At 63.0% G+C, this 17,743-nt stretch carries 18 protein-coding genes; 7 read left to right on the forward strand and 11 right to left on the reverse strand.

Going from position 1 to position 17,743, the window contains the following annotated elements:
* Nucleotides 1–26: 26 nt before the first annotated feature.
* The 6 genes from ACMDCR_RS21745 to ACMDCR_RS21770 form a co-directional block, all read right to left on the reverse strand.
* Entirely contained in the window at nucleotides 27–353 is a 327-nt protein-coding gene (locus tag ACMDCR_RS21745; RefSeq protein ID WP_413988620.1) for a DUF2160 domain-containing protein, read from the reverse strand.
* Between the two features lie 2 nt (nucleotides 354–355).
* Complete coding sequence (locus tag ACMDCR_RS21750) at nucleotides 356–1,153, reverse strand: carbohydrate ABC transporter permease (RefSeq protein ID WP_413988621.1); 798 nt, start codon at nucleotides 1,151–1,153, stop codon at nucleotides 356–358.
* Entirely contained in the window at nucleotides 1,150–2,043 is an 894-nt protein-coding gene (locus tag ACMDCR_RS21755; RefSeq protein WP_413988622.1) for a carbohydrate ABC transporter permease, read from the reverse strand. The genes ACMDCR_RS21750 and ACMDCR_RS21755 overlap by 4 nt, the downstream gene beginning before the upstream one ends.
* Nucleotides 2,043–3,125 carry an ABC transporter ATP-binding protein gene (locus tag ACMDCR_RS21760; RefSeq protein WP_413988623.1) on the reverse strand — a complete coding sequence of 361 codons (1,083 nt, stop codon included), beginning with the start codon at nucleotides 3,123–3,125 and terminating at the stop codon, nucleotides 2,043–2,045. The genes ACMDCR_RS21755 and ACMDCR_RS21760 overlap by 1 nt, the downstream gene beginning before the upstream one ends.
* A 9-nt stretch (nucleotides 3,126–3,134) precedes the next feature.
* Nucleotides 3,135–4,211 carry an ABC transporter ATP-binding protein gene (locus tag ACMDCR_RS21765; protein ID WP_413988624.1) on the reverse strand — a complete coding sequence of 359 codons (1,077 nt, stop codon included), beginning with the start codon at nucleotides 4,209–4,211 and terminating at the stop codon, nucleotides 3,135–3,137.
* Between the two features lie 129 nt (nucleotides 4,212–4,340).
* The gene (locus ACMDCR_RS21770) at nucleotides 4,341–5,153 is read right to left on the reverse strand and encodes a DeoR/GlpR family DNA-binding transcription regulator (RefSeq protein ID WP_413988625.1); all 813 of its coding nucleotides are present in this window, start codon (nucleotides 5,151–5,153) and stop codon (nucleotides 4,341–4,343) included.
* 553 nt (nucleotides 5,154–5,706) lie between these two features.
* On the opposite strand from ACMDCR_RS21770, the gene glpD reads away from it, so the two are divergent.
* Nucleotides 5,707–7,254 (forward strand): glycerol-3-phosphate dehydrogenase, encoded by a 1,548-nt coding sequence (gene glpD / locus ACMDCR_RS21775; protein WP_413988626.1) that lies wholly within the window; start codon nucleotides 5,707–5,709, stop codon nucleotides 7,252–7,254.
* Between the two features lie 135 nt (nucleotides 7,255–7,389).
* Nucleotides 7,390–8,886 (forward strand): glycerol kinase GlpK, encoded by a 1,497-nt coding sequence (gene glpK, locus ACMDCR_RS21780; RefSeq protein WP_413988627.1) that lies wholly within the window; start codon nucleotides 7,390–7,392, stop codon nucleotides 8,884–8,886.
* On the opposite strand, the gene ACMDCR_RS21785 is transcribed toward glpK, so the two are convergent.
* Nucleotides 8,858–10,033: a Gfo/Idh/MocA family protein gene (locus tag ACMDCR_RS21785; protein WP_413988628.1), complete on the reverse strand. Its 1,176-nt coding sequence runs from the start codon at nucleotides 10,031–10,033 to the stop codon at nucleotides 8,858–8,860. The two genes, glpK and ACMDCR_RS21785, sit on opposite strands and share 29 nt — an antisense overlap.
* A 195-nt stretch (nucleotides 10,034–10,228) precedes the next feature.
* Between ACMDCR_RS21785 and ACMDCR_RS21790 the strand changes: the two genes are divergently transcribed.
* The 4 genes from ACMDCR_RS21790 to ACMDCR_RS21805 are packed head-to-tail and all read left to right on the forward strand — an operon-like array spanning nucleotide 10,229 to nucleotide 14,144.
* Nucleotides 10,229–11,557, forward strand: coding sequence for an ABC transporter substrate-binding protein (locus tag ACMDCR_RS21790; RefSeq protein WP_413988629.1), 1,329 nt, complete (start codon nucleotides 10,229–10,231; stop codon nucleotides 11,555–11,557).
* A 4-nt stretch (nucleotides 11,558–11,561) separates the two neighbouring features.
* The gene (locus ACMDCR_RS21795; RefSeq protein ID WP_413988630.1) at nucleotides 11,562–12,485 is read left to right on the forward strand and encodes a carbohydrate ABC transporter permease; all 924 of its coding nucleotides are present in this window, start codon (nucleotides 11,562–11,564) and stop codon (nucleotides 12,483–12,485) included.
* Nucleotides 12,482–13,315, forward strand: coding sequence for a carbohydrate ABC transporter permease (locus ACMDCR_RS21800; RefSeq protein WP_413988631.1), 834 nt, complete (start codon nucleotides 12,482–12,484; stop codon nucleotides 13,313–13,315). The genes ACMDCR_RS21795 and ACMDCR_RS21800 overlap by 4 nt, the downstream gene beginning before the upstream one ends.
* 4 nt (nucleotides 13,316–13,319) lie before the next feature.
* Nucleotides 13,320–14,144: a sugar phosphate isomerase/epimerase family protein gene (locus tag ACMDCR_RS21805; RefSeq protein WP_413988632.1), complete on the forward strand. Its 825-nt coding sequence runs from the start codon at nucleotides 13,320–13,322 to the stop codon at nucleotides 14,142–14,144.
* A gap of 158 nt (nucleotides 14,145–14,302) precedes the next feature.
* Here ACMDCR_RS21805 and ACMDCR_RS21810 read toward each other — a convergent pair whose 3' ends face one another.
* Together ACMDCR_RS21810 and ACMDCR_RS21815 are read right to left on the reverse strand one after the other, a co-directional pair.
* Entirely contained in the window at nucleotides 14,303–14,653 is a 351-nt protein-coding gene (locus ACMDCR_RS21810; RefSeq protein WP_413988633.1) for a hypothetical protein, read from the reverse strand.
* A gap of 227 nt (nucleotides 14,654–14,880) precedes the next feature.
* Nucleotides 14,881–15,201, reverse strand: coding sequence for an oligopeptide/dipeptide ABC transporter ATP-binding protein (locus ACMDCR_RS21815; protein ID WP_413993690.1), 321 nt, complete (start codon nucleotides 15,199–15,201; stop codon nucleotides 14,881–14,883).
* On the opposite strand from ACMDCR_RS21815, the gene ACMDCR_RS21820 reads away from it, so the two are divergent.
* Nucleotides 15,200–15,865: a TetR family transcriptional regulator gene (locus ACMDCR_RS21820; protein WP_413988634.1), complete on the forward strand. Its 666-nt coding sequence runs from the start codon at nucleotides 15,200–15,202 to the stop codon at nucleotides 15,863–15,865. The genes ACMDCR_RS21815 and ACMDCR_RS21820 overlap by 2 nt on opposite strands.
* A gap of 230 nt (nucleotides 15,866–16,095) precedes the next feature.
* On the opposite strand, the gene urtE is transcribed toward ACMDCR_RS21820, so the two are convergent.
* Nucleotides 16,096–16,791, reverse strand: coding sequence for an urea ABC transporter ATP-binding subunit UrtE (gene urtE, locus ACMDCR_RS21825; protein WP_413988635.1), 696 nt, complete (start codon nucleotides 16,789–16,791; stop codon nucleotides 16,096–16,098).
* 136 nt (nucleotides 16,792–16,927) lie between these two features.
* Nucleotides 16,928–17,701 carry an urea ABC transporter ATP-binding protein UrtD gene (urtD, locus tag ACMDCR_RS21830; RefSeq protein ID WP_413988636.1) on the reverse strand — a complete coding sequence of 258 codons (774 nt, stop codon included), beginning with the start codon at nucleotides 17,699–17,701 and terminating at the stop codon, nucleotides 16,928–16,930.
* Nucleotides 17,702–17,743: the final 42 nt, after the last annotated feature.

A 17,743-nucleotide genomic window follows, 5' to 3' on the forward strand; every position in this document is an offset into this window, starting at 1 on the left:
ATTGCAGCCGGCGTTTCCCCGCTCCTCTAGACCGTCAGGAACACCCCGACGACAAAGACGAGCGAAATGATCGAAGCCCACCACAAATCCAGGTCGGCCGGCGCGACCGCCAACCAGATGACGTGGATGAAGGCCGTCCCCAGCAGTGAAATGAACAGCCGATCGCCGCGCGTGGTGGCGATGGTCAAGATGCCGCGCCGAGGTGTCTCGGGACGAAACACCGCCAGCAGCGTGAAGATCACCAGCAGCAGCGCGATGGCGGCAAAGAACAGCGCCACCTGCCAGGTCCAGGCCATCCAGGCATAGGAATCCGGATCGCTGAGCCGGGTCCAAAGGGTGTTGAGCGTCTCCATGATCACACCCTCCCCAGGGCGAAGCCCTTGGCGATGTAGTTGCGCACGAACCAGATCACGATGGCGCCGGGAATGATGGTGAGCACGCCGGCGGCCGCCAGCAAGCCCCAGTCCATGCCGGAAGCGGAGACCGTGCGGGTCATGGTCGCGGCGATCGGCTTGGCGTCGACGCTGGTCAGGGTGCGCGCCAGCAGCAGTTCCACCCAGGAGAACATGAAGCAGAAGAAGGCGGTGACACCGATGCCCGAGGCAATCAGGGGTATGTAGATTCTGATGAAGAAGCGAGGGAAGGAATAGCCGTCGAGATAGGCGGTCTCATCGATCTCGCGTGGCACGCCGGACATGAAGCCTTCGAGGATCCACACCGCCAGCGGCACGTTGAAGAGGCAGTGGGCGAGCGCCACGGCCCAGGGCGTGTCGAACAGACCGACAGCCGAATAGAGGTTGAAGAACGGCAGGGCAAACACCGCCGCAGGCGCCATGCGATTGGACAACAGCCAGAAGAACAGGTGCTTGTCGCCGATGAAGCGGTAACGCGAGAAGGCGTAAGCCGCGGGCAGCGCCAGCACGATCGACAGCACAGTGTTGATCACCACATAGGTCAGCGAGTTGATGTAGCCGGAATACCAGGACTCGTCGGTGAAGATCTTGACGTAATTGTCGAAATTCAGCGTTCGCGGGAAGAGCGTCATCGAGGAGACGATCTCCTCGTTCGTCTTCAGGCTCATATTCACCAGCCAATAGATCGGCAGCATGATGAAGAAGATATAGACGGCCATGATGGTGGAACGGCCCCTCATGACGGCTTCCTTTCCGCATCAACGTTGACCATGATCGTGTAGAACACCCAGCAGACGCCGAGGATGATCAGGTTGTAGACCAGCGACAACGCCGCGGCCTTGCCGAGATCGAATTGGCCGAGGGCAAACTTCACCAGTTCAATGGAGATGAAGGTGGTGGAATTGCCTGGACCGCCGCCGGTCACGACGAAGGGTTCGGTATAGATCATGAAACTGTCCATGAAGCGCAGCAGCACGGCGATGAGCAGCACGCGGCGCATCTTGGGCAATTGGATATTGACGAAGATCGCCCAGCGCGAGGCGCCGTCGATGCGGGCGGCCTGGTAGTAGGCATCGGGGATGGAGACCAGGCCCGCATAGCACAACAGTGCCACCAGCGAGGTCCAGTGCCAGACGTCCATCACCACGACGGTCGCCCAGGCCGAGAGCGGATCGCTGACATAGTTGAAGTCGAGGCCCAGCCAGTTGGTTAGCGCATAGCCGAACAGGCCGATATCCTCGCGCGCGAAGATCTGCCAGATCGTGCCGACCACGTTCCACGGGATCAGGAGCGGCAGGGCTATCGAAACCAGGCAGAATGCCACGGCGATGCCCTTGCGCGGCATGCACAGCGCAACCAGGATGCCGAGGGGAACCTCGATTGCCAGAATGATGGCAGAGAACAGGAGATTGCGCAGAAGGCTATCGCGGAAGCGCCCGCCCAGATCCGTCGTGCCATCAAGCAATTCCTGGAACCAGCCGATGCCATTCCAGAAGAACTGGTTGTTGCCGAAAGTGTCCTGCACAGAATAGTTCACCACCGTCATCAACGGGATCACCGCCGAGAAGGCGACGACCAGGAGCACGGGCAGCACGAAGAACCAGGCACGATTGTTGATGGGCTTTTCCATCAGGCAGCCTCCCCCTCGATGCGGACGCCGCCGGCATAGACGTGGACGTTGCGGGCATCGAAGATCATGCCGGCTTCGGAGCCTGCGAGTTCCAGCCCCTCCGGCGCCGTGACGATGATGGGATTGCCACCGAGGTCGACGCGCGCCATGCGGCGGGCTCCGAGGTCTTCGATCCGCCTGACGCTCACCGGAAGCCCCTGCCCCGGCCTTGCCAGCAGCGCATGCTCGGGTCGAATGCCGACCTCTACGTTCCCGGCTGGCAATCCGCGATAAGTCCGCTCCAGCGGAATAGTCACCGCGCCCGCCTGCGCCGAGCGACCCTCGACGGTGGCCTTGATCAGGTTCATGCCGGGCGAACCGATGAAATAGCCGACGAAGGTGTGGGCCGGTTTTTCGAAGAGCTCCGCCGGCGAGCCCATCTGCACCACCGCACCGTCATGCATCACCACCACCGTATCGGCGAAGGTGAGCGCCTCGGTCTGGTCATGCGTGACATAGATCATGGTTATGTCGAGCTGGCGGTGAAGCGCCTTCAGCTTCGAACGCAGTTCCCATTTGAGCGCCGGATCGATCACCGTGAGCGGCTCGTCGAACAGCACCGCGGCGACATCCGGGCGGACTAGGCCCCGGCCAAGCGAGATCTTCTGCTTGGCATCCGCGGTCAGCCCCCGCGCACGTTTGTTCAGATCCTTCTCGAGATCGAGCAGCGCCGCAATCTCGCCGACGCGCCTATCGATATCAGGCCTCGCCATGCCCCGGTTCTTCAGCGGGAAGGCGAGATTCTGCGCCACCGTCATGGTGTCGTAGATCACCGGGAACTGGAACACCTGGGCGATGTTGCGCTTTTCGGTGGGCAGGCGCGTCACCTCGCGCCCATCGAACAGGACCGCACCCTCGCTTGGCGTCACCAGCCCCGAAATGATGTTGAGCAGCGTGGTCTTGCCGCAGCCCGAGGGGCCCAGCAGCGCATAGGCGCCGCCCTGCTTCCAGACATGATCGATCTTCTTGAGCGCATAGTCGGAGGGCTGCGACGGTGTCGCCTTGTAGGAATGGGCGAGGGATTTCAGCGTGATCTCGGCCATGACCCTCTCCTAGGCTGCCGGCGCGGCGGCAAGCCGGCCCGCTGTGTCGAAGACGAACAGGCGCGAAGGCGACACGAACAGGTCGACCGGCGCGCCCGGCACGATCTCCCGCACGCCCGGGACCAGCGCGACGAAGCGGTGGTCGTGATAGTCGGCATGCACGAAACTCTCGGAGCCTGAGATCTCAGTGACCGAACAGGTCGAAGGCAAGCGCAGAGCGTCCGGGCCCGGCGACTCGAGCAGGAGATGATTGGGCCGGATGCCCAGGTGGTAGTCGCCATCGGCGAGGCTTGCGGTGCTGCCGGATGCCGGCACGACCTCTCCCGAGGGCAGGCTCAGGCTGCCGCCCTGTTTACGGGCACTGAACACGTTCATCGGCGGATCGGAGAATACCTGTGCGGTAGTCAGGTCCTTCGGTCGTCGATAGACCTCGATGGTTCGCCCGAACTGGGAAATGCGGCCCTCCCAGAGGGTCGCCGTGTTGCCGCCGAGGAGAAGCGCCTCCTGCGGTTCGGTGGTGGCATAGACGAAGACCGCACCGGACGCCTCGAAGATGCGCGGCAATTCCTCGCGCAATTCCTCGCGCAGCTTGTAGTCGAGATTGGCGAGCGGTTCGTCCAGCAGGACGAGATCGGCGCGCTTGACGATGGCGCGGGCAATGGCCGTGCGCTGCTGCTGGCCACCCGAGAGCTGCAGCGGCGTGCGATCCAGCATCGCCTCGAGCTTGAGCAGGCGGGCGGCCTTTCGCACTTCGGCGTCGATCTCGGCCGCCGGGCGCTTCTTCACCCGCAAGGGCGAGGCAATGTTCTCGTAGACGCTGAGGGCGGGATAGTTGATGAATTGCTGGTAGACCATCGCCACCGAGCGGGTGCGCACGTGAGCGCCGGTCACGTCCTTACCGTCGACGATGACCCGGCCCGCGCTCGGCCGGTCGAGCCCAGCCATCAGCCGCATCAGCGAAGTCTTGCCCGACAGTGTTGGCCCCAGCAAGACGTTGAGCGATCCGCTTTCGAGGGTCAGCGACACATCTGAGATATGCGTCTCCGCGCCGACCGTCTTGCTGACATTTTCGAGCGTAAGACCCACGCTACGCTTCCCCCCGATCAGGACGGCCGCATCAGGTGCGGCTCGCTCTTTTTCTCAACCCAAACGAGTTATGAGCGAAAATCTTAGCCTCTGCAAGCGAATAAAACGATCATCATAATGAAAAGAAACTCACTCGCCGTCATCGCTTTCCAGCGCGGAATTCGCTCCCGTCTCGATCACCTCGACCTTGTGTACGCGGCATAGGTCGGCGATGGCGGAAGTCGGCAGACGGTCGGTGACGAACACATCGATCTCGCTGAGGTGGGCGACCCGCACCGGCGCCGAGCGCGCGAATTTGCTGCTATCCGCCACCAGGACGACTTTGCGCGCATGGTCGATGATGGCGCGTGAGGCCTGCACCTCGAAGATGTCGTAGTCCAGCAGCGTGCCGTCCGTATCGATGGCGGAGGTGCCGATGATGGCAAGATCGGCCCGGAACTGGCCGATCATGTCGACGGCCTGCGCCCCGACGATGCCGCCGTCCGACTGGCGCACCGAGCCGCCGAGCACTAGGACGTTGATGCTCTCCTTGCGGTAGAGATCGGCCGCGACATGCAGGTTGTTGGTGATTACCAGCAATCCCTTGTGGCCTCCGAGTGCGCGCGCCACCTCCTCGGTGGTGGTGCCGATATTGATGAAAACGGTGGAATGATCGGGGATGAGAGCGGCGGCAACTTCACCGATCCGCTGCTTCTGCTCCCCCGCGATCATCTTTCTCGCTTCATAGCTCAGATTCACGACGCCCGAGGAGACCATGGCGCCGCCATGCACGCGCACGATGATCTGGGCCTTGCTGAGGTCGTTGAGATCGCGGCGGATGGTCTGCGGCGTCACAGCAAAATGCGCCGCCAGATCCTCGACGGTAGCGCGTCCCTTGATGCGCAGCCACTCGACGATCTCCTGCTGTCGGCGGGCGGTGGTTTTCGAACTGGGCAGAGCCATGGCGCTTTGTCACCTGGGATATGAGACGAAGAACGGGCGGGACAAGGCGGCCACCATGACCCTCATGAAACGGTGGAGGGAAGAGGTCGAACCGAGAGACGGCACGGGCGTGGCAGCGTCGGCCTTTGCTCTCTCGCCTGGTACCGGAAGCGTACTGTGATGGCACGTGTCCTCCAAACTCAGGGCCCCCAGCGTTCATTCTCCTTTTCGCTATGATCGTCTGTTTTGGAAAAAGATGCGACTCTTATCAAGAAGACGCGGCTGAAGCCCATCTTTCGGCCTCAATTCCAATGCCCAAGTTGTATTTATGGTAAAATTTTACCGTAATACCTCAGAACAAACATCTCAATTTTTCATATGAATCACATGATTTTCGTTTTTTCTGGAAATGAAGACAAAACGAACATAATGATAGCGAACACGAACTTTAAAAAACAGATCAGCGGGGACCAGGCTGGGACGGTCCCAGGCAGGGAGGGGGCGCCATGATTTCGACAGTTCCGATAGCCGTTGAACAGCATCACGCAACGCGGTCGGGCGGTAGAGATCAGTGATGACACAAGCCCCACCAAGCCCCCCAGCCCCAGCGGCGGACGCGCCCTTCGACGTCTTTGTCATCGGCGGAGGCGTCAATGGCTGCGGCATCGCCCGCGACGCAGTGGGACGCGGCTACAAGGTGCATCTTGCCGAGATGAACGATCTGGCCAGCGGCACCTCCTCCAAGGCCACCAAGCTCATCCACGGGGGCCTGCGTTATCTCGAGTATTATGAGTTTCGCCTCGTGCGCGAAGCCCTGATGGAACGCGAGATCCTCTGGCGCAATTCGCCCCATCTGATCCGGCCGCTGCGTTTCGTGCTGCCCTATTTCAAGGGCCTGCGCCCGGCCTGGATGCTGCGCCTCGGCCTTTTCCTTTACGACCATATCGGCGGCCGCAAGCAGCTGCCCGCCACCCGCACGCTGGATCTGCGCAGCGATGAGGCCGGTAAACCCCTGAAGCCGATCTTCGGCAAGGCCTTCGAATATTCGGACTGCTGGGTCAACGATGCCCGTTTCGTGGCGCTCAACGCGCGCGACGCCGCCGACCGGGGCGCCACCATCCGCACCCGCTGCAAGGTCATCTCGGCCCGGCAGGAAAACGGTCTGTGGCGCATCCGCATGCGCGACGAGCGCAGCGGCGCCGAGAATGAAGTGACCGCGCGCCTGATCATCAACGCCGCGGGTCCCTGGGTCGACAAGGTGATGGAGGGCGTCCTCTCCCACAACGAACCGAACCAGGTTCGCCTGGTACAGGGCAGCCATATCGTCGTACGCAAGATGTTCCAGCACGACCGCTGCTACATCTTCCAGAACCCGGACGGGCGCATCATCTTCGCCATCCCCTATGAGGACGAGTTCACGCTGATCGGCACCACCGACCAGGACTACAAGGATGATCCGGCAAAGGTGGCGATCACGCAGGAAGAGACGGACTATCTGTGCAAGGCGGCAAGCGAATATTTCCTCAAGCCCGTGACAACTGCCGACGTCGTCTGGACCTATTCGGGCGTGCGCCCGCTTTATGACGACAAGGCAAGTGCGGCGCAGGCGGCGACGCGCGACTATGTGATCAAGGAAGAGCGCGTCGGAGATTCGCCGCTCCTCAACATCTTCGGCGGCAAGATCACCACCTATCGCCGCCTCTCCGAGCATATGCTCCAGCATGTGGAGAAGATCCTCGGCGCCAGGGGCAGGCCATGGACGGAGGATGCCCCGCTGCCCGGGGGCGATATGCCGGGCGCCGATCTCGAAGCCTTCATCCGCAAGCTCATGGCGGACAAGCCCTTCCTCTCCCCTGCCCTGGCGCGCCGCCTCGCCAAGGCCTATGGCACGCGCGCCATGCGCTTCCTCGACAAGGCCAACGGTCTCGCCGATCTCGGCCGGGATTTCGGCATGGGACTCAGCGCGGCCGAGATCGACTATCTGGTCCGGGAAGAATGGGCGGTGACGTCGGAGGACATCCTCTGGCGCCGCTCCAAGCTCGGCCTGCACCTGCCCGCCGAGGTTGCAGGTGAGATCGATGCCTATCTGGCGACCAAGCACGCAGCGGTTGCTGGGGCATAACTAGAGTGTCGACCTCCGGTCGACATTGCCGTGTCCGGCAGATGCCGCGCTTCCAAGACGTCGACCTCGCTCCATCGCGCCATGGAGCTGTGGAGGTCGACATTCCAAATTATAAGAATCATGCGGGAGGAAACGATGTCTCGTTATGTCGGCTCTATCGACCAGGGAACCACAAGCACGCGCTTCATCATTTTCGATCGCAAGGGCGAGATCATCTCGCTCGACCAGCGGGAGCATGAGCAGCTCTATCCCAAGCCCGGCTGGGTGGAGCACGATCCGGCCGAGATCTGGCGCAACACGGAGGCGGTGGTCGCCGGCGCGCTCCAAAGAAAGGGCCTTGCCGCCAGCGATCTCGCTTCCGTCGGCATCACCAACCAGCGCGAGACCACGATGCTGTGGGATCGCAAGACCGGCAGACCGGTCCACAACGCCGTGGTGTGGATGGACACCCGCACCGATCAGCTTGTCGCCAGACTGAGCGAGGATGGCGGCAAGGATCGGCTGCGCGCAAAGACCGGCCTGCCGCTTGCCACCTATTTCTCCGGCCTCAAACTGCGCTGGCTGCTCGACCATGTCCCCGGCGCCCAGAAGGCGGCGAAGTCCGGCGACCTCATGTTCGGCAACATGGACAGCTGGGTCGTCTGGAACCTCACCGGCGGCACCGAGGGCGGCCTGCACCTTACCGACGTCACCAATGCCTCGCGCACCCAGCTGATGGATCTGGAGACGCTGGACTGGGACAAGGACATCCTGAACCTCTTCGATATCCCCCGTGCCTGCCTGCCGGAAATCCGGTCCTCTAGCGAGGTCTATGGCAAGGCTAAAGGCGTGCTGGCAGACGTGCCCGTGGCCGGCATCCTCGGCGACCAGCAGGCCGCCTTGTTCGGCCAGGCCTGCCTGCAGCCGGGCGAGGCCAAGAATACCTATGGCACCGGCTGCTTCATGCTGATGAACACCGGCCAGAAGCCCTACCAGTCAACCCATGGCCTGCTGACGACGCTCGGCTACAAGCTGGGGGATGAGAAGGCCGTCTATGCCCTGGAAGGCTCGATCGCCATCGCAGGAGCGCTGGTGCAATGGTTGCGAGACAATCTCGGGCTGGTGAAGACCGCCCCTGAGATCGAAACGCTGGCGCGCACCGTACCCGACAACGGCGATGTCTATTTCGTGCCGGCCTTTTCGGGCCTCTACGCTCCGCATTGGAAGGAAAGCGCCCGCGGCGTGATCGCCGGCCTCACGCGCTTTGCCAACAAGGGCCACATCGCGCGCGCCGCCCTGGAAGCCACCGCCTTCCAGACGCACGAGGTGATCGAGGCGATGACCAGGGATTCGGGCGTCGAGATCAAGGAGTTGCGCACCGATGGCGGCATGGTGGTCAACGAATTGCTGATGCAGTTCCAGGCCGACATCCTGAACGTCCCCGTGGTGCGACCGCGGGTGGTCGAGACCACGGCCCTCGGCGCGGCCTATGCGGCCGGCCTTGCCACCGGCTACTGGAATTCGACGCGGGACATCGTAACCAATTGGGGTGTCGACAAGCGATGGCAGCCTGCCATGGCGCAGGCCCAACGCGCCAAGCTGCTTGCAGCCTGGACCAAAGCCGTCAACCGCTCACTGGACTGGGCGGTGTAGCTCGGAGCGCGTCCGCGCTCCCAGCGAGTTCCGCTGCCTCCTCCTCCGACAACGCCTCCGGCTGCGGACCTGCTGGTATCGTCACCGCCGAGCCTCTGCGGCCTGCTTCCAGTATGCCTTCCATCACTTCCAGCACATGCAGCGCCAGCTCGCCCGATGCACGCGGTCTACGCCCTTCGACAAGGCTGCGCGCCAGGTCCGCCACGCCGAGCATGCGGTAATTTGCCCGATCCGGCGCGGCATAGGGCCAGTTGAGAGCGCCGTAGACCTTGCCGGCGGTCTCGATCTCCTGCCAGGCCTCGCCCTTGCGGCTGAGGCCGAGCGCCCCGCTAAAGGTGTCGGGATCGGGAAGTCGCAGCGAGCCCTCGCTGCCATGCAATTCGATCGGCTGGTTGGAATGGCGGAAGACGTCCCAGCTCATGCCGACCGTCACGACGGCACCATTGGCGAATTCGAGCAGGGCCATCAGCGTCGTGGGCGTGCCCACGCTGAAGGATGTCCCCTGATAGGGCCCGGGTGCGGTGATCAGGCGCTGGGCCTGGCCCGTCGCTGCCATCGCCATCACCTGCCGCACCGGGCCAAGCAGGTTGACCAGCATCGTGAGGTAATAAGGTCCCATGTCGAGCACCGGGCCACCGCCGGGCTGATAATAGAATTGCGGATTGGGGTGCCAGTGCTCCATGCCGCGCGTCATCATGAAGGCGGTGCCGGTGGTGGGGCGGCCGATGATGCCCTCTTCCATCAGACGGCGGGCCGTTCGCCCGGCGGCGCCGAGGAAGGTGTCGGGCGCCGAACCCAGCGCCAGGTTCCGGCGCTTCGCCTCGTCCACCAGCATGCGGCCCTGCCCGACCGTGACGGCCAGCGGCTTTTCGGTGAAGACATGCTTGGCCGCCGTCAGTGCCGCCAGGCTGAGCTCGAAATGCGCATTGGGCACGGTGAGGTTGAGCACGAGGTCGATGTCCTCGGCGGCGAGCAGCTGGTCCACCGACAGGGCGCGGATGCCATATTCACCTGCCCTAGCCTGGGCTGCCTCCGGCATTGCGTCAGCGCAGGCCCGCAGTTCGACGCCGGGGAACAGCGCCGCATTGCGCAGATAGGTCATCGAGATATTGCCGCAACCGATAACGCCGATCCCGAGTTTGCTCATGAGTTTCCTCCGCCGGGCTACCTCCGGCATTTGCGCATTTTTGAGCTTTTTTAGAAATAAACACACACCGCTTAGGAATAAAATGAAATTTTTTGCACGTTCATGAGAGTATACGCTTGACACCTCCCATCCGGCAGCCAAGCATGTGGTAAAAATTTAGGGGTGATTTCCACCCCCACCATGGGAGGACTTGCTATGTCGGACGGTCATACGAGTTTGATTCCGGACCTATCGGCGTCGAAAGCCGGCCAAAGCCGCCGGAAATTCCTGCAAGGCGCCGGATTCGCCGCCGGTGCCCTCGCTCTCGGCCTGCCGAGGCGTGCTCGTGCCGCCGACCGCACCGAGATCACCTTCGCCAGCGCCAAATTCTTCGGCAAGGAGACGGTCGGACAGGTCGTGGATGCCTATAACCAGGCCCAGAGCAAGGTCCATGTAACCTATATCGAGCTGCCGCCGCCGAGTTCTTCCACCGAAGTGCACCAGGCACTGGTGCAGCAGCTTGCCCGCCGCAACGGCACGCCCGACGTCTTTACCCAGGATGTCGTCTGGATCGCCGAATTTGCCGGTGCCGGCTGGGCCATGGCGCTGGACGAATATTTCAATCCCTCGGTGCAGAGCCAGTATTTCCCCGGCCTGATCGCCGCCTGCACTTACAACAGCAAGCTTACGGCACTGCCCTGGTTCGTCGACTCGGGGATGCTCTATTACCGAAAGGACCTTTTGGACGGCGCCGGCGCCAAGCCGCCCGAGACCTGGGACGATCTCGTCACCATAGCCCAGGGGATCCAAAAATCCGGCAAGGCCGATTTCGGCTATCTCTGGCAGGGCAAGCAAGCCGAAGTGCTGGTCTGCGACCTCGTCGAGGCCATCGCCTCCAATGGCGGCTCGATCCTCACCTCCGACGGCAAGAAGGGCGCGCTGAACGACGACAAGGCCGTGGCCGCCGTGCAGTTCCTGTATGACACCATCAACAAGTCCAAGATCAGCCCTTCCGACGTGCTGAGCTGGGACGAGGAGCCCTCGCGCCAGCCCTTTACCGCCGGACGTGCCGCCTTCCTGCGCAACTGGTCCTACGTCTATGGCATCGCCCAGGACAAGTCGGCCTCCTCGGTGGTCGACAAGGTCGGCGTCGTGCCCCTGCCCCATTTCGCCGGCGGCAAGAGCGCGGCATGCCTGGGCGGCTACCAATATGGCATCAACGCCGCCTCCAAGAACAAGGAGGCGGCCGTCGACTTCCTGACCTGGATGTCCTCGCCCGAGACGCAGCTGCACTTCGCCCTGCAGCTCGGCATCGCGCCGACCCGGCCCGAGGTGTTCGACAATGCCCAGCTTGGCAAGGAGCAGCCCTTCATGCAGCAGCTGAAGTCGGTGTTCACCGGCGCCACGCCGCGGCCCGTCACGCCGAAATATGCGCAGGTGACGCTCGCCATCCAGTCTGGCGTCTCCAAGGCGCTGGTCAGCGGCAATATCAAGGCTGAGCTGGACGCGGCCAATGAGAAGATAACGTCCATCGTTGCAGGATGAGGTGATGGTAGTCGAAGCCTCTGCCGCCGGCTCGCGTCCTCGAGCCGGTTGGCGGTTCCCGGATCTGACGCCCTGGCTGCTGGTCTTGCCGCTGCTGGTTTCGCTGGGGCTTGTCTCCGTCTATCCGATCATCAACGGCGTCTGGCTGTCGCTGACCAACACCTCGCTGGTCACCCAGGAAGATGCCTTTGTAGGCTTCGCCAACTACGCGGCGCTCCTGGGCGACGGCGCCTTCTGGAACGCCTGGTGGCACACCGTGAACTTCACCATCGTCTCCACCCTGCTGGAGACGGTGCTCGGCCTTGGCATGGCGCTGCTGCTCTATGAGCACTTCGTCGGCCGCTCGCTGGTGCGCGCTGCCATGCTGGTGCCCTGGGCCATGCCGACCGTGGTGACCTCGAAGATGTTCGGCTGGCTGTTCGACGGCCAGCACGGCTTGGTCAACTATCTCCTCAAGACGCTCGGTCTCGTCGACGGTAACATCAATTGGTACGGTTCGGTCGAGCATGCCATGCAGACCATCATCGTCGCCGATGTCTGGAAGACCACGCCCTTCATGGCGCTCTTGCTGCTCGCCGGCCTGCAGACCGTGCCGCGTTCCCTCACCGAGGCCGCCACCATGGACGGCGCCTCCGCCTGGCGCACCTTCTGGTATGTGCGCCTGCCGCTGCTGTTCCCGACGCTCCTGATAGCCGGCATGTTCCGCGCGCTCGACGCCTTCCGCATCTTCGACCTCGTCTATGTGCTCACGGGCGGCGGACCGGCCGACTCCACCGAAACGCTGTCGACGCTCAGCTACAAGGTGCTGTTCTCCACCTTGCAGTTCGGCTACGGCTCCGCCCTGTCATCGGCGATGTTCATCACCGAGACGATCATTGCGCTGGGCTTCGGCATCTTCATCGTGATCGAGCTCAGGAGGGAGGCATGAGTCGCCGCGGCTTCCTGCACAGCGCAGCCGTCTATGCCGGCGCCCTTATTCTGTTCGTCTGGTCGGCCGGGCCCTTCGTCTGGCAGTTCTCCACCTCACTGCAGCTCGACAAGGCGCTCACCGACCCGGTGCCGAGCTTCTGGCCTTCGCCGGCAACGCTCGAGCACTATGCCAATGTCTTCTTCGTCAAGAAATTCCAGCTCTACGTGCTGAACTCGGTGATCGTGGCCGGGCTGACAACGCTGCTTTGCCTGGCAATCGGGGCGCTGGCCGCCTTCTCGCTGTCGCGCCTCAAGATCAAGGGGCGCTTCGGCGTGCTCGGCGTGGTGCTCTCGGTCTCGATGTTCCCGCAGATCGCCATTGTCGGCCCGCTCTACCTCACCGCCTCCAATTACGGTCTGCTCGACACCTATAGCGGCCTCGTCATCGTTTATCTCGCCCTCGGCCTGCCGCTGGTGACCTGGGTGCTGTTCGGCTATTTCGACACGCTGCCGCGCGAGATCGACGAGGCGGCGCGCATGGACGGGGTCGGCGTCCTCGGCCTGTTCCTGAGGATCATCATACCGATGTCGCTGCCGGGCCTGGTCACCACCGGGCTGCTCGCCTTCATCGCCGCGTGGAACGAATTCATGTTCGCCCTCGCCTTCACGTCCACCATCGACCACCAGACCATTCCGGTGGGCATCGCCAATTTCACCAATCTCTATTACGTGCCCTGGGGCGACGTGGCCGCGGCCTCCGTGGTCGTCACGGTGCCCCTGATTGCCTTGGTTCTGCTCTTCCAGCGCCATATCATCGAGGGTCTCACGCAGGGCGCGGTCAAGGAGTAGCACTATGAATGAACGCCAGACCCTGAAGGCCGGCTGCCAGACCTATACCTGGGAGATGCTGGGAAGCGCCTTCAAGGGCAATGCCGACGATCTGCTGCGAGCCATCAGCGCTGCCGGCTATACCGGCATCGAGATCACCGACACCATGATCCCGCCCTATGCCGACCGACCCGAGCCCTTCGCCCGAGCGCTTGCGGACAACGGCCTGACGCTCGTGGCCTTCGCCTGTGGCAGCCGATCGGGTTTCACGGAACCGGACGCCGTGAAGGCGGATCTCGCCATGGTCGAGCGGGCGCTGCGTTTCACCGCCCATTTCCCCGGCGCCGTGCTCTCGCTCGGCAGCGCCACGGTGATGAGTCCCGGGCCCCTCGACGAGAAATTCGCCACCGCTGGCAGCTTCTACAATGCGGCGGGCGAACGAGGAAAGACGGCCGGCGTCAGCGTGGCGGTGCATCCCAGTTCGCACCACAACACCCTGTTGTCGACGCGCGAAGACTATGACCGCATCATGAGCCTTCTCGATCCCATACTGGTGGGCTGGGTGCCCGATACCGGCCACATCCTGCGCGGCGGCCAGGATATCGTCGACACGCTGCGCACCTATCAGGACCGCATCCGCTACCTCCATCTCAAGGATGTCGACGCAGCCGGGAAGTGGAGCATGCTCGGCCAGGGCATCTGTGACCTGCCGGCAGTGGTCGACGTTGTTGCCGCTGGTCCGAACTTCAACGGCTGGCTTGTCTTGGAGGAAGAGTCCGATCAAGCCGCCGCCGATCTCACCGCCGCCGTGAAGGCGAACCGGGAGACGTTGCGCAGCTACGTCGCTTGAATGGGACAGGCAAGAAAAAAGAGCCACGAAGGGCTCCTGGGAAGTTCCATCTCGGCATCTTCTGCAACACGACCACAGGCCTTGGCCGCGTCGGCAAGGCTTCGTTCAAGAGGGTGAATACATCACGCGGCCCGTCTCACGAGGCGGCACTGGACATCTCACATATGAGCGGTGTGGGTGCCGCGCTGTTCGGCCAGCGGAGGCGCCGTCATGGCAGGACGGTGTTGTTGCAAAACGTGAAATGCTATGCGGCCCGTGCCGATCAGTTCATAATAACGAACGACAGTGTCGGCGACACGAGGACCGTGCCCCGAAAGATTGGCCCGTAGATGCTCTTCCTTCGCAACGACCTTGAAATCGCCATTGGCAGCCATCAAGCGACGGGCGCACAGCGCTTCGATGATCGGACGTGTTTCGTCGTTCCAAACATACCAGCCATATTCGTCAGCGTTGGCAAGCAGGAATTCGAACTCCTCGGCAGTGAAAATTGAGGAATAATTGTCTTGCATGGCTCCACCCTATCGATTGACCCTGCTCACAAAACCCGGGCAAGGCTCTTTTGGTTCCGTCAATGCAGGCAGTGTCTAACTATAACCCCGGCACGTGGATTTACCTAGGCACAGTTATCGATTTATCTTTTAAATCAATGCACTTAGTTTAACCATGCGCGAGCAGGAATTGTGCAATCTGTGTCATAATCGAGCAGAACTGTCACAAAAAGAACTTGAGCAAACGCTCAGGTATTGAGCATATGATGGCAGGCCGCTTGATGATCGCGCGCCACCTCCCGCAACGCCGGGTCTTCGCGCTGGCATAGTTCGCTCGCACGCGGGCAACGTTTATGGAAACGGCAACCGGCCGGGAAGGACGCCGGGTCCGGCGGCTCGCCTTCCAGGGTGGCCCGGCTACGCTGACGTTCGCTAACCGGATCCGGCAACGGAATGGCTGAAAGCGAGGGATGGCGCCACCAAAGCAGTGGATGGACGCTTACTTCGCTTGCACGGATTTTTACGCCCGTATACTCCTCCGCCATCCAAGGTCCACTCAGGCACGCCATGGCCCAGAAGAAAATCGCGGTCCGCAAGTCCAGGGTCGCCACCCGATCGAGGGCGGCTGCCGCGCCCAGGCGTCCACGCAATGCGGCGGCGACGCGCGAGGCGATCCTCCAGTCGGCACTCGTCGCCTTTTCGAGGGCCGGCTATGACGGCGTCGGCCTGCGCGAGATCGCCGGAGAGGCCGGCGTCACCGCCATCCTGGTCAACCGCTATTTCGGCTCGAAGGAAGAGATGTTCGTCGAGGCGGTGAAAATCACCTTTGCCGATACCAGCCTGTTCAGCGGCGACGCCGCCTCCATCGCCGATCGGGTGGCGCAGGCGATGGTCGGCAAGGCGAGTGACGACAAACCCGATCCCTTCCGCCTGATGCTGCATTCGGCCTCCAACCCACGTGCCGCCGCCATCCTAAGCGAAGCGCTTGCCGGCCAGTTCGAGCGCCCGCTCGCCGCCATGCTCGGAGGGCGGGATACCGGCGAGCGTGCCGCCCTGTTCCTGGCGCTCATCGCCGGCTTCGATCTCATCCGCAACGTCGTCGGCAGTGCCCCGCTGGCCGAGGCCGACCAGCCAGGGCTCGCAAGACGCATCGCCGCGATGCTGAAGCCGCTGGTCGAAGACAAGCAGGCGAGGAAGACGGATAAGCCGGAGCAGCTTACGCTATTCGGGTGAGAGCTCGTGATCGAGGGCGCCACGCCAAGCCTCCCCCACGAAGCTGGGGGAGGTGGCCGAACGAAGTGAGGTCGGAGGGGGTGTGGTCAGGATAGGGCGCGGGGAACACAGGTCACGTTCTCAGAGCCGCACTCCGCCCACACCCCCTCCGTCACGACTTCGTCGTGCCACCTCCCCCAGCTTCGTGGGGGAGGCTCGCCATGCGCCCATTTTGTTTGGCCTAGCCCCGCTCACACCGACATGCGCTTGCGCACCTCGTTCTCCACCATGCTCTCGCGGGTGCCCGACATCACCACCTCGCCGCGGTCCATCACATAGAAATCGTCGGCGAGTTCGCGGGCGAAGTCGAAATATTGCTCCACCAGCACGATGGCTATGTTGCCCTTCTCGCGCAGATATTGGATGGCGCGGCCGATATCCTTGATGATCGAGGGCTGGATGCCTTCCGTGGGCTCGTCGAGCACGAGGAGCGAAGGCCGCGTCACCAGGGCCCGGCCGATGGCGAGTTGCTGCTGCTGGCCGCCTGAGAGGTCCCCGCCGCGCCGGCGCAGCATGTCCTTGAGCACGGGGAAGAGTGAGAAGACGTCCTCGGGGATATAGCAATCGGCCCTCTTGAGCGGCGCGAAACCGGTCTTGAGGTTCTCCTCCACCGAAAGAAGTGCAAAGATCTCGCGCCCTTGCGGCACATAGCCGACCCCGCGCCGGGCGCGATCCGAGGCACTGAGCGCGGTAAGATCAGCGCCGTTCCAGCGGATTCGCCCCTTGCTGATCGGCTGGTGGCCGACCAGCGCCCGCAACAGCGAAGATTTGCCGACGCCATTGCGGCCGAGCACGCAGGTTACCCGCCCCGGCGCAGCCTTTATGGAGACGGAACGCAGCGCCTGCGCCGCGCCGTAGTGGAGGTCGATGTCGGTTACTTCGAGCATGACTGGCATTCTCCCGATGGACGCGACGAGCACCCCGTCATTGCGAGGAGCGCAGCGACGCGGCAATCCAGGGGCCCGAGGACGCCGCCCTTCACCCTCTGGATTGCTTCGCTACGCTCGCAATGACGATGCATCCTCACCGCCCCAGATAGACTTCGATGACGCGGTCGTTGTTGCTGACCTGGTCGAGCGTGCCCTCGGCCAGCACCGCGCCCTCGTGCAGGCAGGTGACGCGCACATCGAGGTCGCGCACGAAATGCATGTCGTGCTCGACCACCACGACCGAATGACTCTCGGCGATGCGTTTCAGCAGGATCGCAGTCTGCGCCGTCTCGGCATCCGTCATGCCGGCGACCGGCTCGTCGACCAGGAGGAGCTTTGGGTCCTGCGCCAGGAGCATGCCGATCTCCAGCCACTGCTTCTGGCCATGGGAAAGCGAGCCGGCGAGGCGCGTGCGCAGCTTGGTGAGGCGGATGGTCTCCAGTACCTCATCCACCTTCTGCCTGATCTCCGGTGTTGCGGCCCAGAACAGGTTCGCCATCACGCCGCGCTTCGATTTCAGCGCCAGCAGGATGTTGTCCTCGACGCTCTGGCTGTCGAACACGGTCGGCTTCTGGAACTTGCGGCCGATGCCGAGCTGGGCGATGTCGGCCTCGTCGCGCTTGGTGAGGTCGATCTTGCCCTCGAACAGAACGTCGCCCTTGTCGGGTCGGGTCTTGCCGGTGATGACGTCCATCATGGTGGTCTTGCCGGCGCCGTTGGGGCCGATGATCGCCAGCATCTCGCCAGGCGCCACCGTAAGCGACAGGCCGCGCAGCGCGCGGTAGCCGTCGAAGGAAACCTCGACGCCATCGAGATAGAGCAGCGCGCTGGTGAGGGCTGAGGGATCGGGTTTGACGGGTGCGTTCATGGGAACCCCTGGGAGCGCGGACATCCTGTCCGCTCTGGGAAA

The sequence above is a fragment of the Labrys okinawensis genome, assembly GCF_047345005.1.
GTDB lineage: Bacteria > Pseudomonadota > Alphaproteobacteria > Rhizobiales > Labraceae > Labrys > Labrys okinawensis.